The sequence below is a fragment of the Bradyrhizobium sp. 137 genome (assembly GCF_023074095.1).
Lineage (GTDB): Bacteria > Pseudomonadota > Alphaproteobacteria > Rhizobiales > Xanthobacteraceae > Bradyrhizobium.
The window spans coordinates 162,362-187,410 of sequence record NZ_JADPKU010000099.1; the positions used below are offsets into that span (position 1 = coordinate 162,362).

The 25,049-nt window shown below is 63.3% G+C and carries 26 protein-coding genes and 1 tRNA gene; 18 read left to right on the plus strand and 9 right to left on the minus strand.

What is annotated here, in order from left to right; translation table 11 throughout:
* Positions 1-43 precede the first annotated feature (43 nt).
* The 3 genes from pheS to rpmI form a co-directional block, all read right to left on the minus strand.
* On the minus strand, positions 44-1,126 hold the full coding sequence (gene pheS, locus IVA78_RS26340) for a phenylalanine--tRNA ligase subunit alpha (RefSeq protein ID WP_247276551.1): 1,083 nt from the start codon (positions 1,124-1,126) through the stop codon (positions 44-46).
* 215 nt (positions 1,127-1,341) lie between these two features.
* Complete coding sequence (gene rplT, locus IVA78_RS26345; protein WP_247295030.1) at positions 1,342-1,701, minus strand: 50S ribosomal protein L20; 360 nt, start codon at positions 1,699-1,701, stop codon at positions 1,342-1,344.
* 80 nt (positions 1,702-1,781) lie between these two features.
* Complete coding sequence (gene rpmI / locus IVA78_RS26350) at positions 1,782-1,982, minus strand: 50S ribosomal protein L35 (RefSeq protein ID WP_008539890.1); 201 nt, start codon at positions 1,980-1,982, stop codon at positions 1,782-1,784.
* Positions 1,983-2,255: 273 nt separating this feature from the next.
* Between rpmI and IVA78_RS26355 the strand changes: the two genes are divergently transcribed.
* Positions 2,256-2,660, plus strand: coding sequence for a hypothetical protein (locus IVA78_RS26355; protein ID WP_247468589.1), 405 nt, complete (start codon positions 2,256-2,258; stop codon positions 2,658-2,660).
* A 64-nt stretch (positions 2,661-2,724) separates the two neighbouring features.
* Here the strand turns inward: IVA78_RS26355 and infC are convergent, their stop codons facing one another.
* Positions 2,725-3,264, minus strand: a complete 540-nt coding sequence (infC, locus tag IVA78_RS26360) for a translation initiation factor IF-3 (RefSeq protein WP_247276617.1) — start codon at positions 3,262-3,264, stop codon at positions 2,725-2,727.
* Between the two features lie 250 nt (positions 3,265-3,514).
* Between infC and IVA78_RS26365 the strand changes: the two genes are divergently transcribed.
* Positions 3,515-4,315: an alpha/beta hydrolase gene (locus IVA78_RS26365; protein ID WP_247468591.1), complete on the plus strand. Its 801-nt coding sequence runs from the start codon at positions 3,515-3,517 to the stop codon at positions 4,313-4,315.
* A 148-nt stretch (positions 4,316-4,463) separates the two neighbouring features.
* Positions 4,464-4,931, plus strand: coding sequence for a nuclear transport factor 2 family protein (locus IVA78_RS26370; RefSeq protein ID WP_247468676.1), 468 nt, complete (start codon positions 4,464-4,466; stop codon positions 4,929-4,931).
* Positions 4,932-4,998: 67 nt separating this feature from the next.
* Here IVA78_RS26370 and IVA78_RS26375 read toward each other — a convergent pair whose 3' ends face one another.
* The 3 genes from IVA78_RS26375 to IVA78_RS26385 all read right to left on the minus strand — a co-directional run bounded on the left by IVA78_RS26375 (position 4,999) and on the right by IVA78_RS26385 (position 7,773).
* A complete protein-coding gene (locus IVA78_RS26375; protein WP_247468592.1) occupies positions 4,999-5,796 on the minus strand; it encodes an acyl-CoA thioesterase domain-containing protein in 798 nt (265 codons plus the stop codon).
* A gap of 142 nt (positions 5,797-5,938) precedes the next feature.
* On the minus strand, positions 5,939-7,132 hold the full coding sequence (gene queG / locus IVA78_RS26380; RefSeq protein ID WP_247468594.1) for a tRNA epoxyqueuosine(34) reductase QueG: 1,194 nt from the start codon (positions 7,130-7,132) through the stop codon (positions 5,939-5,941).
* Complete coding sequence (locus IVA78_RS26385) at positions 7,081-7,773, minus strand: glutathione S-transferase family protein (protein WP_247468596.1); 693 nt, start codon at positions 7,771-7,773, stop codon at positions 7,081-7,083. Before IVA78_RS26385 ends, queG begins: the two co-directional genes overlap by 52 nt.
* Before the next feature lie 167 nt (positions 7,774-7,940).
* Between IVA78_RS26385 and IVA78_RS26390 the strand changes: the two genes are divergently transcribed.
* From IVA78_RS26390 to IVA78_RS26400, 3 genes are all read left to right on the plus strand, one after another.
* Positions 7,941-8,747, plus strand: a complete 807-nt coding sequence (locus tag IVA78_RS26390) for an undecaprenyl-diphosphate phosphatase (protein ID WP_247468599.1) — start codon at positions 7,941-7,943, stop codon at positions 8,745-8,747.
* Between the two features lie 176 nt (positions 8,748-8,923).
* Entirely contained in the window at positions 8,924-10,249 is a 1,326-nt protein-coding gene (locus IVA78_RS26395; RefSeq protein ID WP_247276543.1) for an FAD-binding oxidoreductase, read from the plus strand.
* A gap of 3 nt (positions 10,250-10,252) precedes the next feature.
* Positions 10,253-10,993: an SDR family oxidoreductase gene (locus IVA78_RS26400; RefSeq protein WP_247468603.1), complete on the plus strand. Its 741-nt coding sequence runs from the start codon at positions 10,253-10,255 to the stop codon at positions 10,991-10,993.
* Positions 10,994-11,175: 182 nt separating this feature from the next.
* On the opposite strand, the gene IVA78_RS26405 is transcribed toward IVA78_RS26400, so the two are convergent.
* Positions 11,176-12,141, minus strand: coding sequence for a complex I NDUFA9 subunit family protein (locus IVA78_RS26405; protein ID WP_247468606.1), 966 nt, complete (start codon positions 12,139-12,141; stop codon positions 11,176-11,178).
* A 150-nt stretch (positions 12,142-12,291) separates the two neighbouring features.
* Here IVA78_RS26405 and IVA78_RS26410 point away from each other — a divergent pair.
* Positions 12,292-12,378, plus strand: a tRNA-Leu gene (locus IVA78_RS26410).
* A gap of 114 nt (positions 12,379-12,492) precedes the next feature.
* Here the strand turns inward: IVA78_RS26410 and IVA78_RS26415 are convergent.
* Entirely contained in the window at positions 12,493-13,764 is a 1,272-nt protein-coding gene (locus IVA78_RS26415; protein WP_247468609.1) for an MFS transporter, read from the minus strand.
* A gap of 355 nt (positions 13,765-14,119) precedes the next feature.
* On the opposite strand from IVA78_RS26415, the gene IVA78_RS26420 reads away from it, so the two are divergent.
* The 11 genes from IVA78_RS26420 (at position 14,120) to IVA78_RS26470 (ending at position 24,733) form a co-directional block, all read left to right on the plus strand.
* Positions 14,120-15,370 carry a UbiA family prenyltransferase gene (locus IVA78_RS26420; protein WP_247468612.1) on the plus strand — a complete coding sequence of 417 codons (1,251 nt, stop codon included), beginning with the start codon at positions 14,120-14,122 and terminating at the stop codon, positions 15,368-15,370.
* Between the two features lie 113 nt (positions 15,371-15,483).
* Positions 15,484-16,098 carry a ribonuclease D gene (locus IVA78_RS26425; RefSeq protein WP_247468615.1) on the plus strand — a complete coding sequence of 205 codons (615 nt, stop codon included), beginning with the start codon at positions 15,484-15,486 and terminating at the stop codon, positions 16,096-16,098.
* Between the two features lie 157 nt (positions 16,099-16,255).
* The gene (lptC, locus tag IVA78_RS26430; protein WP_247276536.1) at positions 16,256-16,993 is read left to right on the plus strand and encodes an LPS export ABC transporter periplasmic protein LptC; all 738 of its coding nucleotides are present in this window, start codon (positions 16,256-16,258) and stop codon (positions 16,991-16,993) included.
* 5 nt (positions 16,994-16,998) lie between these two features.
* Positions 16,999-17,712 carry an LptA/OstA family protein gene (locus IVA78_RS26435; RefSeq protein WP_247468618.1) on the plus strand — a complete coding sequence of 238 codons (714 nt, stop codon included), beginning with the start codon at positions 16,999-17,001 and terminating at the stop codon, positions 17,710-17,712.
* A 247-nt stretch (positions 17,713-17,959) separates the two neighbouring features.
* A complete protein-coding gene (lptB, locus tag IVA78_RS26440) occupies positions 17,960-18,979 on the plus strand; it encodes an LPS export ABC transporter ATP-binding protein (protein ID WP_247468621.1) in 1,020 nt (339 codons plus the stop codon).
* Positions 18,980-19,068: 89 nt separating this feature from the next.
* Positions 19,069-20,697, plus strand: coding sequence for an RNA polymerase factor sigma-54 (gene rpoN, locus IVA78_RS26445; RefSeq protein ID WP_247468624.1), 1,629 nt, complete (start codon positions 19,069-19,071; stop codon positions 20,695-20,697).
* A gap of 83 nt (positions 20,698-20,780) precedes the next feature.
* Positions 20,781-21,383: a ribosome-associated translation inhibitor RaiA gene (gene raiA, locus IVA78_RS26450; RefSeq protein ID WP_247468627.1), complete on the plus strand. Its 603-nt coding sequence runs from the start codon at positions 20,781-20,783 to the stop codon at positions 21,381-21,383.
* Positions 21,384-21,603: 220 nt separating this feature from the next.
* A complete protein-coding gene (ptsN, locus tag IVA78_RS26455) occupies positions 21,604-22,065 on the plus strand; it encodes a PTS IIA-like nitrogen regulatory protein PtsN (protein WP_027514736.1) in 462 nt (153 codons plus the stop codon).
* 256 nt (positions 22,066-22,321) lie between these two features.
* Complete coding sequence (locus IVA78_RS26460) at positions 22,322-22,669, plus strand: hypothetical protein (RefSeq protein WP_247468630.1); 348 nt, start codon at positions 22,322-22,324, stop codon at positions 22,667-22,669.
* 469 nt (positions 22,670-23,138) lie between these two features.
* A complete protein-coding gene (locus IVA78_RS26465) occupies positions 23,139-23,789 on the plus strand; it encodes a hypothetical protein (protein WP_247468633.1) in 651 nt (216 codons plus the stop codon).
* Positions 23,789-24,733, plus strand: coding sequence for a DNA adenine methylase (locus tag IVA78_RS26470; protein WP_247468677.1), 945 nt, complete (start codon positions 23,789-23,791; stop codon positions 24,731-24,733). Before IVA78_RS26465 ends, IVA78_RS26470 begins: the two co-directional genes overlap by 1 nt.
* Positions 24,734-25,049 lie beyond the last annotated feature (316 nt).

The following is a 25,049-nucleotide window of genomic DNA, read 5'->3' on the forward strand; positions in this document are numbered from 1 at the left end:
GGAACGGGAAGGGTCTTTGTGGAATTGCTCCCAGCGCTGATCATCACGAGCTCAGCCCCCCAGCCAGCGTCGGTACCTCCAGCGGCTTGAAGCCGTAATGGGACAGCCAGCGGACGTCGCTGTCGAACAGCTGGCGCAGATCGGCGATGCCGTATTTCAGCATGGCGATGCGGTCGATGCCCATGCCCCAGGCAAAGCCCTGGTACTCGTCGGGATCGATGCCGCAGGCGCGCAGCACGTTCGGATGCACCATGCCGCAGCCGAGAATCTCCAGCCAGTCCTCGCCCTCGCCGAAGCGGATCTCGCCCTTGTCGCGACGGCACTGGATGTCGACTTCAAGCGAGGGCTCGGTGAACGGGAAGAACGAGGGACGGAAGCGCATGTTGATGTGGTCGACCTCGAAGAACGCCTTGCAGAACTCGTGCAGGATCCATTTGAGGTGGCCGAGATGCGAGTGCTTGTCGATGACGAGGCCTTCGACCTGGTGGAATTGCGGCGTGTGGGTCGCGTCCGAATCGATGCGGTAAGTGCGACCCGGGCAGATCACGCGAATGGGCGGCTTCTGGCTCAGCATGGTGCGCACCTGCACCGGCGAGGTGTGGGTCCGCAGCAGCATGCGCGAGCCGTCTTCCTTCGGATGAAAGAAGAAGGTGTCGTGCATCTCGCGCGCGGGATGGCCTTCCGGAAAATTCAGCTTGGTGAAGTTGTAATCATCCGTCTCGATATCAGGGCCTTCGGCGACCGAGAATCCCATGTCGGCGAAGATCGTGGTCAACTCGTCCCAGACCTGGCTCAGCGGGTGGATTCGGCCGGCCTCGGCCGCGGCATCGCGCAAGGGCAGCGTGACATCGATGGTCTCGGCGGCCAGCCGGGCATCGAGCGCCGCCGACTTCAAGACGTCGCGCTTTGCTGCGAGCGCCTCGGTGACCTTGTCCTTGGCCTGGTTGATCGCGGCGCCTTGCGTCTTGCGCTCGTCCGGCGACATCTTGCCGAGCGTTGCGAGCAGTGCGGAGATCGAGCCCTTCTTGCCAAGGGCTGCGACACGCACGGCTTCGAGCGCCGCCTCGTCCGCCGCGGCGGTGATGTCGGTGATGATCTGGGCTTCGAGCTGGGCAAGATCGGTCATGGCAATCCCTTTTGGCCAGGATGCTGAGCCGATGATCCTAGCCCGTCACACCCGGCGCGCTGCCGGGCATCCACGTCTGAGAAGTATGCTTGCGCAAGAGATGACGGCCGGGGCAGTAAGGCGGCAAGACGCGCCTCTGCCCGGGCCATCACAAGCTGAACGCTGTGCAGAGCACAGTGGAGGACGGCTACGCCGCCAGCGCGGCGTCGGCCCTGTTACGCCGCAAGGGCGGCCTTGGCCTTCTCGGCGATCGCCTGGAACGAGGCGGGCTCGTTGATCGCGAGATCCGACAGCACCTTGCGGTCCACGGTGATGCCAGATTTGGCGAGGCCGTCGATAAATCGGCTGTAGGTCAGGCCGAACGGACGGACTGCGGCGTTGAGGCGCTGGATCCAGAGCGCGCGGAATGTCCGCTTTTTGCGCTTGCGGTCACGGAAGGCATATTGCATGGCCTTCTCGACCGCCGGCTTGGCGGCGCGGATGGTGTTCTTGCGGCGGCCATAGAAGCCCTTGGCGGCCTTGTAGACTTTCTTGTGCTTGGCGTGAGCGGTCACACCGCGTTTGACGCGAGACATGACAAAAATCCTTCAGAGATGACTTCGTTTTCGGATCGCCGCGCGAAGGCGGCGCGAGGTGGCAGTGATCGTGGACGCGATCAGGCGTTCGGCAAGAAGTACTTCTTGACGTTGTCGCCGTCGGTCTTGAACAGCACGCGGGTGCCGCGAAGCTGACGGATTTGCTTCTTCGTCCGCTTGATCATGCCGTGACGCTTGCCGCGCTGGGCGTGCATCACTTTGCCGGTGGCAGTCACCTTGAAGCGCTTTTTAGCGCCCGATTTGGTCTTCAGCTTGGGCATTTGGCTCTCCTATGGCCGCAACAGAAATCCGCCCGTGAAGGCGGCTGGCCGTCTAAAATGCTCGTTAGAGCGTTGATTGTGCTCAGGTTTTGCGAACGAGCGCGAAACCCGCACGAAACACCGCCACGGCAGCCCTTAATCAGCCGGGCGATGAAGGCTGGGCTTATGACAGAGCGGGAGCCAAATGGCAACGATGAACCGCCGGAACCTAGCCGCCGACTATTTGGGGTTGCTACCCCCAATGTCCACGCCTCATGTCCGGAGCAGGACCCAATGGCCCATTTCCCGCGATCGATTTCCTCTTTCTCCAGCTTTGCGCGCCCGCGCCGCCTGGGGCTGCTCGCCGTGCTGGCCGCCGCCATGGCGCCTTCAACTGCCGGTGCCCGGGTCAGCGGCTATGACGGCATCTGGAATGTCACCTTCGCCACCACACGGGGCAATTGCAGCTCCGGCTACAGCGTCCCCTTCACCGTCATCGGCAGCCGGGTGTCGTCCGCCGGCGGCGGCCGGGTGTCCGGCAAAGTCAATCGCGGCGGCGCTGTGGCGGTCCAGGTCTGGGTCGGCGCCTCCCACGCCAGCGGCGGCGGCCGGCTCGCCGGCATGAACGGCGCCGGCTCGTGGAACGGCATCATTTCCGGCGACCGCTGTAGCGGCACCTGGCAGGCGACGAGAACCTGACAAACAAAACGGCCCGCCGGAGATCCGGACGGGCCGTTGAATTCTCAGTCCCAAAGAGCCGGCGTCAGCGCGGCGCCAGAACCATCACGACCTGGCGACCCTCGAACCTTGCGTCCTGCTCGACCTTGGCGAGCTCGGCGACGTCGGTTTTGATCTTGTCCAGAAGCTTGGTGCCGATCTCCTGGTGCGCCATTTCGCGACCACGATAGCGCAGCGTGATCTTGACCTTGTCGCCCTCTTCGAAGAACCGCTGCATCGCGCGCATCTTCACGTCGTAATCGTGATCGTCGATCATCGGACGGAGCTTGATCTCCTTGATCTCGACGGTCTTCTGCCGCTTGCGGGCTTCGGCGGCTTTCTTCTGAGCGGAATACTTGTACTTCCCGTAGTCCATGATCTTGCAGACGGGAGGGCTGGTATTCGGCGAAATCTCGACCAGATCCATGCCGGCTTCCTGAGCCATCTTGATGGCCAGGACCGTCTCGACCGTGCCTTTGTTGTCACCGGTTTGATCGATCAGCTGGATTTGCGCATTGCGGATATCATCATTGATGCGCGGCCCGTCTTTGCTGGCAGCGGGCGGAGCTTTATTAGGACGGCGAATGGGTGGTTCTCCAAAGTTGTGAAGGAAGCGGCTATCTTGAAGGAAGATGCGTTTGCCGGCAAGCAAGTCGCTCGTGCGAGAGGCGAAAAACCCTCAAATGCGAGGCATTTTGGCCACGCCCGTTGGCACGCAGACGACATAGACACCTTGGTTCTGTTCCGCAAGCGTCCCAAACGGCCAATGCCGAGGTCGGATTGTGCTGGCGGACGTGTCCAAACAGCTCAAACAGCACAGCCAGAGTAAACGTTCCATGACCGATGCAATTTCCGATACCGTGCTCGACTTCATCACCGTGGGCGAAGGCCGGCTGGCGCGCAGAATTGCGGTGCGCCGCCGCGCCGGAAAAGGCCCCGGGCTGGTCTGGCTCGGCGGATTCAAATCGGACATGCAGGGCAGCAAGGCCATGGCGCTGGATGCCTGGGCCGGGGAGCACGGCCGCGCAATGGTCCGATTCGACTATTCCGGTCACGGCGAATCCTGCGGCGATTTCGCCGATGGAACCATCGGACGCTGGCTGGAGGAGAGCGTAGCAGTGTTCGAGCGCTTCTGCGCCGGCCCGCAAATCCTGATCGGCTCGTCCATGGGCGGCTGGATGGCACTGCTGCTCGCGCGCGAGATCAAGAAGCGCCAGGAGACGCAACAGGCCGTGGCCTCGCTGTCCGGTCTCGTCCTGATCGCGCCGGCGCCCGACTTCACCGAGGAGCTGATGTGGAAGAACTTTTCGCCGGCGGTGAAGAAAGAGATCGAGACCAAGGGCCTCTGGCTGCGGCCGTCGGACTATGGCGACGGCTCGCCCTATCCGATTACGCGAAATCTGATCGAGGAGGGACGCAATCACCTGGTGCTCGGCAGCGCCATCGATCTCGGCTGCCCCATCCGCATCCTGCAGGGCGCGAAAGATCCCGACGTGCCATGGCAGCACGCCTTCGCGCTGACACATCGCCTGCCGGCTGACGACGTCGTGCTGACCATGATCCAGGACGGCGATCACCGCCTCTCCCGCCCGCAGGACATCGCGCGCATTCTTGCCGCCGTGGCGGAGATCGGGTGAAACTGCCGCTCAGCACTCGATGTCATCGTCCGACTTGAGCGGACGATCCGGTATTCCAGAGGCCGTCATACCTAAGCCGAGAAGCCGCGGCGTACTGGATGCGCCGGCAAGCCGGGGCATGACAGAGAACGGGGAGGGAGAAATGCCAATGACCACCGTCGCCATGCTGCGTGCGTTCTGCGATGCGGTCGAGCAGCGCAACGGCAAGGCTTTCGCCGAACTGTTCACCGAGGACGGCATCTACCACGACGTCTTCTACGGTGTCTTCGCCGGTCGCGAGAAGATCGCCGAGCTGATCGACGACTGGTTCTATCGCACGGCGACCGATTTCCGCTGGGACATGCACGATCCCGTCACCGACGGCACCACGCTCTATGCGCGCTACACCTTCAGCTATCGTTCGACCCTACTGGACGCGAATGGCGCGCGGGCGATGTTCGAGGGCGTGGCGATAATGACGCTGCGTGAGGGCAAGATTGCCAGCTATCACGAAGTTGCCAACACTGCGCCGGCGTTCGTCGACCTGAAGTTTGCGCCGGAGCGGATTGCGAAGATCGTGGCCAAGCAGGGCGCCGAGCTGAAGGCGCGCCCGGAAATGCAGCGGCATTTGGCGTAACTGTCTCCACTCGTCATTCCGGGGCGCGCTCCTTGGCGCGAGCCCGGAACGACGAGTAGAGAGAGCGCTACCGCTTCGACGGATTCGCCATCGGCTTGCGCTGCGCCAGTGCGGCGACCGTGGCGGTGCCGATCGGTCCCTGTTCGTCATAGAGCCAGCATTCGCCGATCGCGACGCCATCGGTGGCGTGATGGTTCACCACCTCGAATCCGATCCAGTTTGTGATCGGCAGGCGATGCAGATAGATCGTGACGTCGCTGTTGATGTAGCCGAGCCCCCTGTCGCCGGCATTGGCAAACGGGCTGGCGAAATCGGCGCCGGTGGCGACACGGACGAACGGCGTCATCGCCACGCCCGCGACGAGCTCGCGCACCTCGCTCATCCAGAGCCGGCGCGGGCCGAGCGAGCCCATATGGCCGACGATCGGGCGCGTCGTCCATTTGCCGTTCATGCCGAGCCTGGGATCGGTGGGCTTGGGAATGTCGGCCGGCTTCGGCACGTCCCAGTTCGGCGGTGACCAGACATTGCCTTCGGGATTTTGCGTCTTGCGCAGCAGCTGGCAAGACGCCCGCGCCATGCTGACGCCACCGGAGACAAACTCCGCCTCGACCACGCGGATGCGCAGGCCGTCGCGCACCAGGCGCGTCGTCACTTCAATCGGCTTGTCGATGGTCGGTAGCCGAAACATATCGACGGTGAGCCGCGCCGGCACGAATTCGGGGCCGGAATGACGCTCCTCGATGACGAAGCCGAGCAGGCCGATGATGACGCGTCCGTGCAGCGATTTCGGATCCCAGGGACCGTTGGCGACTTCCGTCGGATGGAATGTGTCGCCGTCGCGGGTAAAGAAAGGCATGTTTGTCATGAGGCGCGAGATTGAAGAAAGGCGCGGGGAAATCAAGGCCCTCAACCCTCATGGTGAGGAGGCGCGAAGCGCCGTCTCGAACCATGCAGGCTCCGCTGCGGCAGCTCGGCCTCGATCCTTCGAGATGCCGCCGCGCGGCTCCTCAGGATGAGGAGCTAACCGTGAATTCTGCGCGCCACTCCTCACGAACACTCTCGTCGGGCTCGCGATCGAGAACCTGCAGCCTCACCTCGGCAAACGCCTCGCGCTCCACCAATTGCCCCAGCGCCCACACCGCCGCCCCACGCACCAGTGGGCTTGCATCGTCGAGCAATCGCCGCGCCTCCGCAGCCAGCGCTAGCTCCCCGGAGTTGCCAATCGCGATCAGCACGTTCCGTACGAAGCGATTGCGGCCGATGCGCTTCAGCGGCGACTTCGTGAACAGCGTGCGGAATGAAGCATCGTCGAGCCGGGCCAGCGCCGCGAGCGCAGGCGCGCGCAGCTCGTCACGCGCCGCGAGCTTGGCCTCGCGACCCTCCTGCGCGAACTTGTTCCAGGGACAGGCGGCAAGACAATCATCGCAGCCATAGATCCGATTGCCCATGGCCTTGCGAAATTCGCGCGGGATCGGACCCTTGTTCTCGATGGTGAGGTACGAGATGCAGCGCCGCGCATCGAGCTTGTAGGGCGCAGGGAACGCCGCGGTCGGACAGATGTCGAGACAGGCCCGGCACGAGCCGCAATGGTCGATCTCTGCGTCGTCGCGCGGCAGCTCGAGCGTGGTGTAGATCGCGCCGAGGAACAGCCAGGAGCCGAACTCGCGCGAGACGAGATTGGTGTGCTTGCCCTGCCAGCCCAGATGCGCGGCTTGCGCCAAGGGCTTCTCCATCACGGCCGCGGTGTCGACGAACACCTTTACATCCGACGGCGCGGTCGCAATTAGCCAGCGCGCCAGCGCCTTCAGCCGCTTCTTGATCAGATCGTGATAATCGTCGCCTTGCGCATAGACCGAGATCGCCGCATGCGTGCGCTGCTTGAGGATCGCAAGCGGATCCTGGTCGGGGCCGTAATTGACGCCGAGCATGATCACCGAGCGCACATCCTGCCACAGCCCGCGCGGATCGACGCGGCGCTCAGGGCTCGCGGCCAGCCAGTCCATGTCGCCATGGCCGCCGGAGGCGATGAATTCGAGAAAGTATTTTCCGGCGCTCTCGATCGTGCCGGGTGCAGTGATGCCGATGCAGTCGAAGCCGAGCGCGCGTGCTTCGTGCGCCAGCCGTGTCTTCAGTTCAGTCGGATCGGAATTCAGAAATCCAGGTCCACATAAGTCCGCGACGCCGGCACGCCGGCCAGCCATTCGCTCAGGAGCGGACGGAACGACGGGCGGGATTTCACCCGCGCGTACCACGCCTTTGCTGCGTCGTCCTCGCTCCATGGCACGTCGCCCAGATAGTCGATCGCCGAGAGATGCGCCGCGGCGGCGAGATCCGCGTAGGTGAGCCGGTCGCCCGCGAGGAAGTTACGCGTCTGCGCCAGCCAGCCGATATAGGCCAGATGATAGCGCACATTTGCCTTGGCCGCGCGCATCACGTCGGCCGAAGGCGGGCCGCCGCCGTCCTCCTCGCTCATGAACCGCTTGTAGATGCGCTCGGTGACGAGAGGGTGCGAGACCTCCTCGAAGAATTTTTCGTTGAACCAGGCCATCAGCCGGCGCACCTCGACGCGCTCGGTGATGGTTTCCGGCATCAGGCGCTTGGGGCCCATCGCGGCGCCATAGGCCTCGTCGACATATTCGGCGATGATCGCCGCGCCCGGTATGGGCGGCTGCTCGTCGTCCACCAGAACCGGTGTCGTGCCGGCCGCATTGAGCAGCAGAAACGCCTCGCGCCGCTCCCAGCTGCGCTCTTCGACCAGCGTCAGGTCGAGCCCGTATTCGCCCACGATCAAGCGAATGAAGCGCGAGTGCGGACAGAACGGATGGTGAAACAGCGTAAACATGAAGCCTTTGACTATTTGATGGTGCTTAAGAATCCATCAATGTTTGTGCGGCGCCACACTAGTCTTTCAAAACCGCGAAGCAAGGGCGTGACGTCGCATTTTGCGATTGCGGCATGGGGGCGAATAGGCGAGAAGAGCCCCGCTTTCCAGCGGAAATGGACCGTAATATGTCAGACGCAATACGGGCAGTGATCCTCGGCATCATCGAGGGGGTGACCGAGTTCCTTCCCGTGTCCTCGACCGGCCACCTCTTGCTCGCGGAGCGCTTCTTTCACCTTGGTGAAGGTGCCTTCTGGGATTCGTTTACCGTTCTGATCCAGTTGGGTGCGATCCTCGCGATCGTCGGGCTCTATTTCAGGAAGCTGTGGGACGTCGCGATTGGCCTGTTCACGGGCGATGCCTATGCGCGCCGCTTCGTGATCGGCGTGCTGGTCGCGTTCCTGCCGGCCGTGATCGTCGGCCTCCTCGCCGGCAAGTACATCAAGAGCATGCTGTTCAATCCGTGGGTCGTCTGCTTCACGCTGATCGTCGGCGGCGCCATCCTGCTCTGGGTCGACAAGCTCGAGCTCAAGCCGCGCGAGCATGAAGCCACCAAGTTTCCACTCTTGATGTATCTCTATATCGGCATCGCGCAGTGCGTGGCGATGATCCCGGGCGTGTCGCGCTCCGGCGCCAGCATCGTGGCCGCCATGCTGCTCGGTGCGGACAAGCGAGCGGCGGCGGAGTTCTCGTTCTTCCTCGCCATCCCCACCATGATCGGCGCGTTCGCCTACGACTTCTACAAGAACCGCGCCGAGATGACGATGGACCATATGAACATCGTCGCGATCGGCTTCGTGGTGTCGTTCATCACCGCGATCATCGTGGTCAAGACGTTCTTGACCTACGTCACCCGACACGGTTTCGTGGTGTTCGCCTGGTGGCGCGTCATCGTCGGCACGCTCGGCCTGATCGCGCTGGCGCTGGGGCGGTAAAGCCAGAAACCCTCGATCCAAATCAGCTCGCGCTGAAGTGCTCCGACGCACCTCTCCCCGCTGGGGAGAGGTGGGCATCGAGACACCCGGTTGCTGGTGTTTTCAACGCAAAATAAGCTTTTGATCGCTAATCAGTCTCCAGCCCAGGGCGGCGTGCCCGGCACAGGAGCTGAACCATGACCCTCGTCAGCGGCTGGGGGCGTTTTCCGGTCGTCGATAGCAACGTGCTGCGGCCGCGCTCGTTCGCGGCCGTCGGCGAGGCTGTCTCGGCCGGCACCGTCGCGCGCGGCAATGGCCGCGCCTATGGCGATGCCGCGATCGGCGCCGCCAGGACCGTCGCGATGACGGGGTTCGACCGGGTCAGGTGGTTCGATCCGGCGAGCGGGCGCATCCGCCTCGAGGCCGGCATGCTGCTGTCGGACCTGATCGAGACATTCGGCCCACGCGGCTTCCTGCCCTTCGTCGTGCCCGGCACGCGCTTCGTGTCGATCGGCGGTGCAATCGCTGCCGACGTGCACGGCAAGAACCATCATGGCGAGGGCGGCTTCGGTCGCTACCTCGACAGCATTTTGCTGCGCACCGGGCAGGGCGAGGTGATCGAAACCTCGCGCGAGCAGAATTCCGATGCCTTTTTCGCGACCGTCGGCGGCATGGGCCTGACCGGAATCATCCTCGAGGCGACGATGCGGTTGCGGCCGGTCGAAACCGGATGGATCCGCGAGCGGGTGATCTCTGCGTCCGATCTCGATGCCGCGATGCGAGCGCTCGACGCGGGCGATGCTGCGACCTATTCGGTGGCCTGGCTCGATTGCGCGGCGCGAGGACGCGATCTCGGCCGCGCGCTGATCTATCTCGGCGAACACGCCGGCAGAGACGAACTCGCCGCTGGCGCCGCTGCGTTTCCCGTCGGCAAAGATCCCGGCCTCGGCGTCCCCGTCGATCTGCCCTCGATCACGCTGAACCGCCTCAGCATTCGCGCCTTCAACGAGCTGTACTACCGCGTGGGCGCGCGGCGCGCCGGCGGCAGCCAAGTGGTCTCGCTCTATCCGTATTTCTTTCCGCTCGACGGCCTCAAAGACTGGAATCGGATCTATGGCAAGCGCGGCTTCCTTCAGCATCAATGCGTGATTCCGGAGCAGGGCGCGCGCGAGGTGCTCGGCGATATCCTCCAGCGCGTCGCGCATCGCGGCGATGCCTCCTTCCTCGCCGTGCTCAAGAAGCTCGGCCAGGGCGACGGCATCCTGTCGTTTCCGCTGCCCGGCTACACGCTGGCGCTGGATTTCCCGCTGAAGGGCGACATCCTGAATTTCCTCGACGAGATCGATCGCCTGGTCGTCGCTGCCGGCGGGCGGCTGTACCTCGCCAAGGATGCGCGCCAGTCGCGCGCGACGTTCGCGGCCGGCTATCCCGCCTTGCAGCGGTTCAACGCGATCCGCAGATCGCTTGATCCCACAGGCAACATCCGCTCGAAGCTTTCACAACGCCTGTTTGATGAGGTCTAGCCCGTGACGTCACGCAAGTCCGCAATTGTGCTGGGTGGCTCCTCCGATATCGGCCGCGCCGCCGCGCGCGCCTTCGCCAAGGCGGGATACGACGTCGCCCTCGCCGGCCGCGACGTCGCCACGCTGGAGCGGGATGCCGCCGATCTGCGCGCGCGTTACAATATCGAGGTCGGTCTTCACAAATTCGATGTGCTCGACACCGCGTCATTCGAGAGCTTTGTCGGCGGCCTGCCGGCGTTGCCTGATGTCGTGGTCTCGATCGTCGGCCTTTTGGGCGTGCAGGAGAACGCGCAATCCGATCTCGCCCACGCCACCACGATCATGCGCTCCAACTACGAAGGCCCGTCGCTGATCCTCGGCCTGTTTGCCGAAAAATTCTTGGGCCGCGGCACTGGCACGATCGTCGGCGTGTCCTCCGTTGCCGGCGATCGCGGCCGCGCCTCGAACTATGTCTACGGCTCGGCCAAAGCGGGCTTCTCCGCCTTCCTGTCCGGCCTGCGTGCCCGCGCCAGCCGCCGCGGCGTGCATGTCGTCACCGTCAAACCCGGCTTCGTCCGCACCAAGATGACGGAAGGCATGAAGCTGATCGGCCCGCTCACGGTGGAGGCGCCGGTGGTCGGCGATGCGATCCTTCAGGCGGTCGAGAGGAAAATCGACGTCGTCTATGTCAGCGGCAAATGGCGCCTCGTGATGCTGATCATCAAGACGCTGCCGGAAGCGGTGTTCAAGAAGCTGAAGTTTTGACGTTTCGCCGCGCTGACGGTGCGTCCTCTGGCCCTGCTCGTCCTCCAAACTCGTCATGCCCGGGCTTGACCCGGGCATCCACGTCTTGCTGCGACCGCTGATCTGAGTGGATGGCCGCGCATAGTCGAGCAGAGCGACGCCGTTCTCCGAACGGCCCGGCCATGACGACGGAGAGAGAGTCTTTAGGCGCTCTTGCGCTGGAACTGGCCGGCCGCGCGGAAACGCCAGAGATATTGCGGGGCGATCGCCTCCAGCGAATCCGGCGTGATGCCGAGCCCTTCCAGCGTCAGGCCAGCGGCCTTCGCCGCATCCGACACGACATTGTCGCGTTCGAGCATCGTGACCTGGTCCGGCGTCAGCTTCAGTGCACCCGGCGCGAATTGCAGGAAGGCGGCCTTGAAGCGGGCGAGCCCAAACGGCAGCGGGATCAGCATTCGCTCGCGATCCGTGTTCTCGAGGATGGTCTCGATGATCTCGCGCATGGTCAGCACCTCCGGCCCGCCGAGCTCATAGGTCGCGCCGGCCTTGGCCTTGCCGTCGACGGCATCAGCGATCGCGGTGGCGACGTCGCCGACATAGACCGGCTGCATCCTGGTCTCGCCGCCGATCAGCGGCAGCACCGGCAACATTCGCCCCAGCGCGGCAAAGCGGTTGGTGAACTGGTCCTCGGGCCCGAACATCACGGAAGGGCGGAAGATCGTCGCCGACGGTACGGCGGCCAAGACCGCGGCTTCGCCGGCCGCCTTGGCCTTGGCATAGCGCGAGGGCGATTCCGCGTCGGCGCCGATCGCGGAGACATGCACCAGGCTGGCGCCGGCGGCGGCCGCCGCCTTGGCGACGGTCTCGGCGCCCTTGGCCTGGACGGCGTCAAAGGTCTGCTCGCCGCTCTCGGTGAGGACGCCCACGAGGTTGATCACGACATGCGAATCGCGCAGCGCCGCCTCGACCGAGGCCGGATAGCGCAAATTGGCCTGCACGGTGTGGACCTGCCCGACCTTGCCGGAGGGCTGGAGATATCCGGCGAGTTCCGGCCGCCGCACCGCGACCCGGATGCGGTAATCGCGCTTGCACAGGGCGCGGACGACGTTCCGGCCCAAAAACCCAGATCCGCCGAAAACCGTGACGAGCGTGTCCAGATTCGATGCCATGGGGTCGGTTCCTGCAGGTGGGTAAGGGGTTGTCAGGCTTGTATCGAGCCGGTTTGCGATGCGCAATCGGCATCCCGCAACAGGCTTCACGCATGAATTGACAACGGCGTCACCGAACCGTAGTAACCGCCTCCGTGCCCCAAACGGCATGCCCAGGTGGTGGAATTGGTAGACGCGCTGGCTTCAGGTGCCAGTGGCTTAACGGCCGTGAAGGTTCGAGTCCTTTCCTGGGCACCATTTGCAAGATTTGACGCAAAATGGGGCTGTTTCCGATCAGTCGCGATGGTAGCCGACGATCCAAGCACCGAGGTGGCATGGGTCCCTTGATGGGACACATCAGCCCGTCCGCTCTCACACCACCCGCTTTCCCGCCCGCTCCGCCACCGCCTTCTGCACAAAGTACATCGCGCCCAGCGCGACGATCGTCGTCGCGACCACGACGTAGCCGAGCCGGTCGAAATGGATCAGCGAGCCGTCCGCCGCTTGGGCGATGATGGCGGCGGCGAGAACCGAGCCGAGGCCGCCGGAGAGCTGCTGAAGCGAGGCGCTGACCGCGCTGAACGAGCCGCGCTGGCTCGGATCGGGGATCGCCGACATCAGCGCCTGCGACGGGATCATGCGCGAGAAAATGCCGACGAACATCAAGACGTTGACGAGGATCGCGGTCGCGAGCGAGACGTGGCCGAGACGGGTGTAGACCAGCACCATGATCACCGACACGACGCTGCCGAACGCGAAGGTCGGGTATTTGCCGAACGCGTCGCTCGCCCTGCCGACCAGAGGCCCCGTGACGATGCTGAACAGGCCGGAGACGAGATAGATCGTCGGCAGATGCGCAATGTCGATGCCGAGATTGTGCACGGTGAAGGCGCTGGAGAATGGCATCAGCATGTACCCGCCGGTCGCCAGCAGCGTCGTGACGGCGAAGGCCAGCGTATAGCGCTTCTGCCCGACGGTGGCGATCAAGTGCCGGAACGGGTTTCTGTCCTGCTTCAATTTCAGATGCGCATCGACCGGCTCCATGGTGAAAGCGATGACCGCGATCGCTGCGGTCGACACCACGACGATCGCGGCGAAGCAGACATGCCAGCTCCAGTGATTGGCGAGGAACAGCCCGGCGGGAATGCCGAGCACCTGGCTTGCGGCAAACGCCGTCTGGATGAAGCCCATCACGCGGCCGCGCAGGTGCAGCGGGAACAGATCGGTGATGATGGCGAGCACAACCGAGCCGATCACGCCACCGAACAATCCGGTCACGATCCTGCCGAGCAGCAGCACATGGTAGTTCGGCGCGGCGGCGCAGAGCATGGTCCCGAGCGTGAAGCCGACATAGAAGAACAGCAGCAGGCGCTTGCGATCGAACCGATCGGCAAAGCCGGCGGCCAGGATGCCCGAGATCCCCGCGCTGAACGCATAGGCCGACACCGCGACGCCGAACTGCCCGGCCGTGATGTCGAGCGCAGGCATCAGGATGGCGCCGAGCGGCGACATGATGACGAAGTCGAGGATGATCGTGAATTGCGTGAACGCGAGCAGCGCGATGAGGAGCGCCTGATAGCGCGAAAAGCCGCGTTGGCGTTCCTGTGGGTCGTCGACGGCCGCGGCGAGCGTCTGTTCGGTCATGGCACCTGATTCAAGGTAAGCGCGGCGGGGCGCGCGAAACTGGCAGATAGGGTGGACGGGGACGATGTCCACGGGCGGCAAGGTAAAAGCTCTGCCGCAACAGGAAGCGCGGGGCGGGTTGTGGGATCCGGGCAACAGGACCTCCGGCGCGAAACCGCCCGCTCCTGTCCGGGGGAATTAAGCCGCCCTTAGCGAATGCCCTCTAGGCTCGCGACCATCCCTTTCCCCTGCTCCCCGGCCTTTGGGCTGGTCATTTTGCGTCAAGTAAGAGCGTTTCCGGATGGAGCAGCCTGCCTGGCAACACGATTCTGGCGCCCCCGCACCGTCGGCAATTGCGGCGGCTGGGCGGACGCTTGTGATCGATCTGGAAGGCGCGCTGCTGCGTTCCGAACTGCTGATGGAAGCGCTGTTCAGTGCGCCCGGCCGCATGCTGGCCCGCTTCGGCGCCGGCGGACGCCCAGGTATGGCCGCGCTCACGGATATCCTGGCGCGGGCCGAGATCGACTATGCCCATCTGCCCTATGATTCCGATGTGCTGAATCAGGCGCTGGCGGCGCGGGCGCAGGGCGCGAAGATATATCTTGTCGCCGGACGTTTCGCCGATCATGCGGCGGGCATTGCCGCACATCTTGGCTTTGACGGCGTCGTGACGCCGGCCGATCTTGCCGCGGGCCATACGCTGCCGTTCGATCGCGGCGCGATCGAGCGCATCGAGAGCCGCGGCCACAGCCACGTCAGCTGGAAAACCTGGGCCAAGGCCCTGCGCGTCTACCAATACGCCAAGAACACGCTGGTGTTCGTGCCGGCGCTCACCGCGCATCAGATGAACCTTGCAACGCTCGGCTTTGCATTGCTGGCGTTCATGGCGTTCTCCGCCTGCGCGTCGGGCGCCTATCTGATGAACGATCTCCTGGATCTTTCGGCCGACCGGCAGCATCCGACCAAGCGCCATCGCCCGCTCGCGGCCGGCGATCTGCCGATCTCCGCGGCGCTAGCAGCGATTCCTGCGCTGTGGCTGTTCGCGCTTGTCGCCAGCCTCTGCATCTCGCCTCTCTTCCTGGGCGTGCTCGGCGCCTATCTCGTCACCACGATCGCTTATTCGCTCGCGCTCAAGCGCAAGATGCTGGTCGACGTCGTGACGCTGTCTGGTCTCTACAGCTTGCGCATCATCGCCGGCGCCGTCGGCGTCGGCGTGGTGCTGTCGGAATGGCTTTTGATCTTCTCGCTGTTCGTGTTCACCTCGCTGGCGCTGATCAAGCGTTTCAGCGAGCTCAGCATGCGCGAGAGCGCGGGCCTCGCCGATCCCTCCAACCGCGATTACAGGATCACTGATCTGCATGTCATCGCCGCGATGGCGGCGGCGAGCGCGATGAACGCGGCAACGGTGTTCTCGCTCTACGTCTCCTCCTCCGCGGTGACGCCGCTCTACAGCCGTCCCTGGATGCTCTGGCTGCTCAACCCGCTGCTGCTCTACTGGTTCGGCCGCGCCCTGATGATGGCGCACCGCCGCGAGATGCCTGACGATCCGATCATCTACGCTTTCCGCGACGGCCCCAGCCGCATCACGGTGGCCGCGATGATCTGCATCATGCTGGCGGCGATCTGACCGGGCCCGTAAGGTCACGGCCGGCGCTTGCGCGGCCCGCCGTGAGTGGATACATCGCGGGGAATCCCGATTAGCCTATTCTGCCGACAGACCATTCGAGGTTTTGAAACGCCATGACCGTACGCCTGCATCGCGGCGACCTGCCCGACCTGTCCCGCTACACCGCAGCGGTGGCGATCGACACCGAGACCATGGGCCTGAACCCGCACCGCGACCGGCTCTGCGTGGTGCAGCTCTCGCCCGGCGACGGCAGCGCCGATGTGGTGCAGATCCCCAGGGGGCACACCGACGCGCCGAATTTGAAGGCGCTGCTGGCCGATCCCGCCATCACGAAGATCTTCCACTTCGCGCGGTTCGATATCGCGGTGCTGTACCAGACCTTCGGCGTCATGACCGGGCCGATCTACTGCACCAAGATCGCCTCCCGCCTGACCCGCACCTATACCGACCGCCACGGTCTGAAGGACCTGGTGCGCGAGGTGCTCAACATCGACCTCTCCAAGCAGCAGCAGTCCAGCGACTGGGGCTCCGACAGCCTGAGCGAGCCGCAGCTCGCCTATGCCGCCTCCGATGTGCTGCATCTGCACGGCCTGCGCGAGCGGCTCGATGCCATGCTGGTGCGGGAAGGCCGCTCCGCGCTGGCGCAGGCCTGTTTCGACTTCCTGCCGACCCGCGCCCTGCTCGACCTCCAGGGCTGGGCGGAAGAGGACATTTTCGCGCATTCCTGATGCCGCTCGTGGCCGCTAGGGTCAGGGCTGCCGCCCCGTTTCGGACACTTTCGTAACGGCCTGTCGCCGGCTGCATATTTTGGCGGCGCCGGGTACAATGGGGCGTCCTTCCACCGGACAAGGCGAGCGCCACTTCAGGAGTGAATCAGGAGTCCAGGTGAATTCGGCCCAGAATCCCACCTACGACGCCGCGCTTGCGGCGAAGTTTGCCAGCGCGGCGCGCCACAGCCGCCTGGTGCGGATTCTGCGCGTCGCGGTGCCGGGCGCGGTGCTGCTCTCCATGGCCGCCATCGTCGGCGTGTCGGTCTTCAATCCGTTCCGCATGCTGATGCCGAAACTGCCGCTCGATTCCGGAAACCTGGTGGTGTCGGGCACCAAGATCACCATGGAAACGCCGCACCTCGCCGGCTTCACGCCGGACCAGCGGCCCTACGAGCTCTGGGCCAAGACCGCGACGCAGGACATCACCGACCCCGATCATGTCGATCTTTCGGATCTGCGCGCAAAGGTGCTGATGGAGGATCAATCCACCCTGTTCCTCGACGCCCGCACCGGCCGTTTCGACAACAAGCAGCAGCAGCTCGATCTGCACAAGGACATCTTGCTGCGCACCTCGACCGGCTACGAAGCGCGGCTGAACTCGGCCTTCGTCGACATGAACAAGGGCACGGTCACCTCCGACGAGCGCGTCGACGTCAAGCTGACCAACGGCACGCTGACTGCGGACCGGCTGCGGATCACCGAGGGCGGCGATCTCATCCGCTTCGAAGGCAATGTGGTGATGCACCTGGACAAGCTGGACGACCCCGCCGCCGCACAGCCTGCGCCCCCGGCCGAGCCTGCGCCACCTGCGAAGACGCGTACGCCTCAGAACAAGTCTGCCAATTCAAAGTGATTTCCATGGTCAGTTTTTTTTCGCGCAGCGACAACAAGCGGAGTGCCGTCCTCGGCACAGCCGTGCTTGTCGCCGCCGTCGTTGCGGTGGTCGCGGGCGGGGCCGCCATTGCACAGAGCACGATGCAAGGCGTGCCCAACGCGATGCAGGGCTTTTCGCAAAACCGCGACCAGCCGATCCAGATCGAGGCCGCCTCGCTCGAAATGCGCGACAAGAAGAAGGAGGCGACCTTCGCCGGCAATGTGAAGGTCGTGCAGGGCGACACCACCATGACCTCGAAGACGCTGGTGGTGTTTTACGAATCGGGCGGCGGCGACAAGCCGGCCGCGCCGCAGCCGGCGGTCAAGGGCGCGAAGGCGGCACCGATGCAGTCGGCAACGCCGGGCCCGGGCGGCAGCTCCGCGATCAAGCGGCTGGAGGCGCGCGGCAATGTCGTGGTCACTCAGAAGGACCAGGTGGTAACGGGCGAGACCGCCGTGTTCGACACCAAGACCAACCTCATCACCATGCTCGGCGGCGTGGTCTTGACGCAGTGCAAGAACGTGCTGCGCGGCGACCGCCTGATGGTCGACATGACCACGGGTGTGTCGCGGGTGGAATCCGAGAGCGGCCGGGTCCAGGCCCTGCTGCCGCAGGGCGGCAGCAATGATTGCGGCCAAGGCGCCAAACCCGGCACAGCACCGCCTCTGCAGTTGCCCGGCGCAAGTAAACAAAAGTAAATTCAATAACTTGCTTTGGTTGCTCCCGATCCGAGGTTGAAGCTTGCCCGGCAAGACTGTATCTAGCGCGAAGGGCTTTCGAAGCGGGGTTCGCCGCTTTTCGGGCGTGTTTCACCGGGCATGAGACATCCCTCACTCAGGCTGCACCGGCGGATCGCAAAGGCCGGGGCGGCAGATCGCGGGATCACGCGCGGACCATCGTGCAGGATTGTCGTGCAGGATCGTCGTGAAAGGCTAGAAGGCGGGGATGGTCGATCTCTTCAGCATGTTCCGTCGGCGACCCGCCAAACGCGGCCGGCCAGGATTTGCGCGTCAGGACATCACCGCGCTCGGTGACGATGTCGGCGGTCTCGTCACCAGCCCGGTGCGGGATGCGCCGCCGACCGCCCGGAGCCAGCCGATGCGTGCGCCCGACCAGTTCCAAGGAGACCATCACGCCGACTATCAGGCGGACTATCGAGCCGAGCCGCCGCGTCCGCAGGCGGTTCACCCGGTCAGGGCCGGCAGCAGATCCACTGGCACAGGCGGGCAACTGCTGCGGCGGCCCGGCTTCCTGGCTGTGCACAGTGTGGAAAAGGCCTTTGGCAGTCGTCAGGTGGTGCGCGGCGTCAGCATCTACGTGCGCCGCGGCGAAGCGGTCGGCCTGCTCGGCCCGAACGGCGCCGGCAAGACCACCGTGTTCTACATGATCACCGGCCTGATCAAGGCCGATCGCGGCGCGATCGAGCTCGACGGGCACGATGTCACCAAGCTGCCGATGTATCAGCGCGCGCGGCTCGGCATCGGCTACCTGCCGCAGGAGGCCTCGATCTTCCGCGGCCTCACCGTCGAGCAGAACATCCGCGCGGTGCTCGAAGTGGTCGAGCCCTCGCGCAAGAAACGCGAGCACCAGCTCGATTCGCTGCTCGACGAGTTCAACATCACGCGCCTCAGGAAATCGCCGTCGATCGCGCTATCAGGTGGGGAGCGCCGCCGCGTCGAGATTGCGCGCGCGTTGGCGACACGGCCGAACTACATGCTTCTCGACGAGCCCTTCGCCGGCATCGATCCGATCGCGGTCGGCGACATCCAGGACCTCGTCCGCCATCTCACCAATCGCGGCATCGGGGTCTTGATCACCGACCACAATGTGCGCGAAACGCTCGGCCTCACCGATCGTGCCTACATCGTCTATGCCGGTGAAATCCTGACCGAGGGTACCCCGGATGAGATCGTCGCCGATCCGGACGTGCGCCGGCTTTACCTTGGCGAGGAATTCCGCCTCTAGCCTGTTTTTGCGCGGCGTCAAGGCGTGTACATCGGGCCCGGACTAGGATAAGCAAAAATCGGACCAATTTTGGGAACGGTTCTTGCTTCATGGCGCTCACGCAGAGATTAGAGTTCCGGCAATCGCAGTCGCTGGTCATGACGCCGCAGCTGATGCAGGCGATCAAGCTGCTGCAATTGTCCAATCTCGATCTGACGACCTTCGTGGAGGAAGAACTCGAGCGTAACCCCCTGCTGGAGCGAGCCAATGATGAGGCCGGCGGCGCTGAAGCGCCCGCGGAGGCCAGCCAGTTCGGCGATGGCGACGAAGGCGGCCAGGGTGATGGAGTTGGTGACGACGGCTTTGGCGGCAGCGCCGAGGCGTTCGAGCCCGGACAGGAAGAATGGATGAGCAAGGATCTCGGCACCCGCGCCGAGATCGAGCAGACCCTGGACACCGGCCTCGACAACGTCTTCTCCGAGGAGCCGGCCGAGGCGGCCGCGCGCAATGCCCAGGACGCCGCGCCGACCACTTACACCGAGTGGGGCGGTGGTGCCTCCGGCGATGAACCCTACAATCTCGAAGCCTTCGTCGCGGCAGAGAGGACCCTGTCGGACCATCTTGCCGAGCAGCTCTCGGTTGCCTTCACCGCGCCGGCGCAGCGCATGATCGGCCAGTACCTGATCGACCTCGTCGACGAGGCTGGCTATCTGCCGCCGGATCTCGGCCAGGCCGCCGAGCGTCTCGGCGCATCGCAACCGGATGTCGAGGACGTCCTTGCCGTGCTGCAAAAATTCGATCCGCCCGGCGTCTGCGCACGATCCCTCAGCGAATGCCTGGCGATCCAGCTCCGCGAGCTCGACCGCTACGATCCGGCGATGCAGGCCCTGGTCGAGCATCTCGATCTTCTCGCCAAGCGCGACATTGCGTCCTTGCGCAAGGTCTGCGGCGTCGACGACGAGGACATCGCCGACATGATCGGCGAGATCCGCCGCCTCAATCCCAAGCCCGGCATGAAGTTCGGCTCGGCGCGGCTCCAGACCATGGTGCCCGATGTCTATGTCCGCCCCGGTCCCGACGGTGGCTGGCATGTCGAGCTCAACAGCGACACCCTGCCGCGCGTGCTGGTCAACCAGACCTACTATTCCGAGCTGTCGAAGAAGATCGGCAAGGACGGCGACAAATCCTACTTCACCGATGCGCTCCAGAACGCGACCTGGCTCGTGCGCGCACTCGACCAGCGCGCCCGCACCATCCTGAAAGTTGCAACCGAGATCGTGCGCCAGCAGGACGGCTTCTTCACCCATGGCGTGGCGCATTTGCGGCCGCTCAATCTGAAGGCTGTCGCAGACGCCATCCAGATGCATGAATCCACGGTGTCGCGCGTTACCGCCAACAAATACATGGCAACCAATCGCGGCACGTTCGAGCTGAAATATTTCTTTACGGCCTCGATCGCCTCGGCTGACGGCGGCGAGGCGCATTCCGCCGAAGCGGTACGTCACCACATCAAGCAGCTGATCGATTCGGAAGCGCCCACGGCGATCCTGTCGGATGACACCATCGTGGAACGCTTGCGCGCTTCGGGCATTGATATTGCCCGCCGCACGGTCGCGAAGTACCGCGAAGCCATGCGCATTCCCTCTTCGGTGCAACGCCGCCGCGACAAGCAGAGCGCTCTTGGTAACGTCCTCGCCACCGCAATGTCCGATCGCCCCCGCAACACCGAGCCGGCCTGATTGCGCTGGCGCGAAATCGCGCTACTCTCGATGTCCCATCGAGACCGATCCAAGCTAGGCACTTGAACCAAGCGAGGCATCACATGACTCTTCGAATTTCGGGAAAGAGCATCAGCGTCGGCGAGGCCCTGCGCGGCCGCGTTGCCGACCGCACGGATGAGGTGCTGCGCAAATATTTCGACGGCAATTATTCCGGTCACATCACGCTGAGCAAGGACGGCTTCGGCTTCCGCACCGATTGCGCGCTGCATCTTGATTCGGGAATCACGCTGGAGGCCGATTCGAACGCGCCGGATGCCTATGCCAGCGCCGACCAGGCGCTGGTGATGATCGAGAAGCGGCTGCGCCGCTACAAGAATCGCCTTAAGGACCGTTCCGCCCGAAAGGCCCATGTCGCCTCCGAGGCGATGGCGGCGCTCGATGCCACGAGCTATGTGCTTGAGGCGCCCGAGGGCGAGGACGAGGTCGCCGGCTACAGCCCCGTCATCATCGCCGAGCAAACCACCTCGCTGAAGCGCCTCTCGGTCAGCGAGGCCGTCATGGAACTCGACCTGAGCGGGGCGCCCTGCCTGGTCTTCCAGCACGGCTCCTCGGGCCGGGTAAACATCATTTACCGCCGGGCGGATGGCAATGTCGGCTGGATCGACCCGCCGGGGCCCAAGGTCGACGGTAAGTCCGATGGTTAGGGCCGAGACCCGGGCTCCGTACCATCCCGGGCCTTTAACAATGTCCGTGGCAAAGCCGCACGCGGGAGTTGGCACCGGGATTGCGTTGGAGTAGAAGCGCCCCACATCAGGACCGGGGCTAAGTCCGCCTCCTGCTTCATGTTATTGACGTCGGCGCAGCTTGGTCTATCAAGCTGGCCAAATCGGAACCTGACGGCTTAATTCACCTCGGAAAGCTTCCATGCCGATTACCGATCTGGTCGCACCCGAGGCGATTCTCCCGGCATTGAAAGTCAACAGCAAGAAGCAGGCCTTGCAGGAACTCGCGGCCAAGGCCGCCGAGCTGACCGGGCAGAACGAACGCTCCGTGTTCGAGGTCCTGCTTCAGCGCGAAAAGCTCGGCACCACCGCAGTCGGTTACGGCGTCGCCATTCCCCACGGCAAGCTGCCCAAGCTGGAAAAGATCTTTGGCCTGTTCGCGCGCCTCGATCGCCCGATCGATTTCGAATCGATGGACGGCCAGCCGGTTGATCTCGTCTTCCTGCTGCTCGCTCCCGAAGGCGCCGGCGCCGACCATCTCAAGGCACTCGCCCGCATCGCTCGCCTCTTGCGCGACCAGGACATCGCCAAAAAACTCCGCGCCTCGCGCGACGCCCAGGCGATCTATTCGGTGCTGGCCCTGCCGCCCGCGACGGCGGCTTGACGAACCCGGGCTCCAATCGTTCAGTTAAATTTCCAATCTGGCCTTGCTTCACGCAAGTGCCAGCCAAGCCTGATGTGCAGTCGAGCCGCTGGACGCAGGCATTGGACAAACTGGCGCCCAGGAAAGGATTGGCTGGACCGGCTCGCAAGATGCTGATCTTTATAGCCTTGCCCTAGGCTTGTTGAGACGTTGTTACACAGCCCCGTTGCGCAATGGGGCAAACTCCGGCTCCGGCGCCGCGGCTAGCACCATCGTCTTGTGGACGAGCATCCGTATCCGCTTCAACATCCCGCAACCGGCAGTTGCCTCGGCAGGCGGGATCGTGTTTCGTCAGCGGTGGGGAGGGGCGCTCATCATGTATGCTGGCTTTAAGCTCGTTGACCTTCAGCTCGAAGATATCGATCTGGATGATAAGAATCCGCGTATCGTCTCGCAGACCGCATTGACCACGCAGGCGGCTATTCTGGCCTATCTCTATGAGAACGAGGAGCTAGAGGCCTTCATCAAGCGGATTGCGTCGGAGGGCCACAACATTGGGGCAGAGCGGCCTTACGTCATCAAGAAGGGTTCCGGCTATGTCGTCATTGAGGGCAATACCGCATAGCGGCCTACAAAGTCCTCACCGGCCTTATGAAGCCGCCCAAAGACTACGCCGATTCGGTGCCGCACGTCTCCGAGGCCCTGAAGAAAGCCCTCCAGACCGTCGCATGCACTCTTGCCCCCGACCGCGACGCATTGATGCCCGTGATGGCAGGCGCCCATTTCGGCAGGGGAGACAAATCCCAGTGGGGCTATCTCGGGAGCAGGCAGGCGATTTACAACGAGTGGAAGTCCGATAAATCCCTTGCGAAGATCGCCAAGGTTTTCAGACTCACGCAAGGAGAGGTGAAAGACCTCATTCTTGAGTATCAGCTATATCTGAAGGCGCTATCGCTCAATTGGACACCGAAGGAAAAGGACGTTCTCCTCAAGCCGAACGTTGCCTTCAAATCCTCCCGTCCGCTTCTTGCAGACCAGCGGCCACAAAGCCAAGATGGGCATCACCTACGATGCTGCCAATTTGAAGGTCGTGTTTGCATCAGGCGCAGACAAGAAATTTCAAGCACCTCATCAAGAAGCTTGTCATCAATCCCGAACGTGGATTGGGCGCGACCGCATCATACGACAGCGTGTTCTCGGACTACGATGAATCCGGCACCGGTTCAAAAGCGTCCAAAAAGAAGGGTGGCGAAAAGAAGACGGGAGGCACAGGCGGAACGGGAGGGGGATCATCTGGCGGGGGCTCTGGAGGCGGCACGGGTGGAGCGGCGACCGGCGGAAAGACAACGCTCAAGCCCGGCGCTCTCTTCGGCTATCATCCCAAAAAGATGAATAGCGGCCTGATTACGCAGCTCCTCAAAGAAGCCAAAGACATCAATTACAAAAAACTTCCCGCTGCGGCGACTTTCTTGCTGCGCAACATCGTCGAGTCCATTCTGAAGCACATCATTGATGACCAAGGCGGCAACAAACTCGGAAAGTCGCACGACTTGGAAAGCGCTCTCAATCTCATTGCGAGCAACGCAATCACGCTTCCGTCTGGCGATAAGAAAATATTAGCGGAGTTCAAGAAGGATCACCTCGCGTATTTGAACCTTGGGGCGCATGGAAACGTGATCCCAAACGAGACGCGTCTGGCGGCCGCTCGGGATTCCATTGATCAGTTTGTAAAGAAGTATGTGTGATGATTGGCTCGCCACTTCGATATCCGGGCGGGAAGGCGAAGCTTTTCCCATTTTTCGTCGAGTTGATCAGAGAGAATGAGCTTTTCGGCCGCGACTATTGCGAACCGTACGCGGGCGGGGCTGGGTTGGCGATTCGCCTCCTCACGACCGGCTTCGTCGATAAGGTCTCAATCAACGACATAGATCCGTCGATCTACGCATTTTGGATGTCGGCTCTGTTCGACACTGAGAAATTCTGCCGCCTGATCGCCAAGACGCCCATCACCATCGACCAATGGTATCGGCAGCAAGAGGTCTGGCAAAATGGTGACCTCGACAACAAGCTCGCGCTGGGCTTCTCCGCTTACTTCCTCAATCGAACGAACCGCTCGGGCATCATTGAGGGCGCAGGTCCGATTGGTGGGTTCGAACAAAAAGGGAAGTGGAAGATCGACGTTCGTTTGGTCAAAGCCCGGCAAATTGAGAACTTGAAGGCCCTGGCCCGCTACTCGAATCAGATCGAGGTCACGAATCTAGACGCGATGGATTTCCTTCAGAAGGTTCTGAGCAATCCGAACGCTCTGACCTATCTGGACCCGCCCTATTACGTCAAAGGGCACAAGCTCTACAAGAACTTCTATCAACCGAAAGACCACGAGGAAATTGCTCAGGCGCTCCGCAAGAAGCGCCGCGTTAATTGGGTGGTCTCATATGACGACGTGCCGGCGATTCGGTCTATCTATTCCACGTTCAACCCAATTACCTATTTGCTGAACTACAGCGCCGGCGAAAAGTCTGAAGGCCCGGAGGTCATCTTCCTCAGCGACAGCCTCAAAGCGCCAACGATAACCGGCTTTGACGCTCATCACGCTCGCCGGCCTGCCCTGAAGAAACGAGCCAGAACTCGCGAGAAGGTTTCTGCCTCAAAAGTCCGGCCGAAAATCGCGCGAGGGCCGAAAATCTGAGAGGTCACCTCGTGGCGTCGGCTGCGAACTTTCCCCCTTCCCTCCAGCAACTCCTGACACATCGTTCAGTGCCGCCTCCTCGGAGTTCGGCGCCTCTCGGCCCCATGCGGTCATTAGCACGTCCCCCCAATTCAAAAAGCGCGCGCTATCACCGCCCGTTGCATGAGTCGTTTTGACTCAGGCGGCCCCTGTTGCCGAACGATTCCTCAGGAAAATATGGTGACACCGCTCGTCGACTAAGTCTTTCGCGGGCTACCATTGAAGGGAAGTAACTGTGATGCGTCCAAACAAAACGGGCACGCCTTCGCACGAAGGC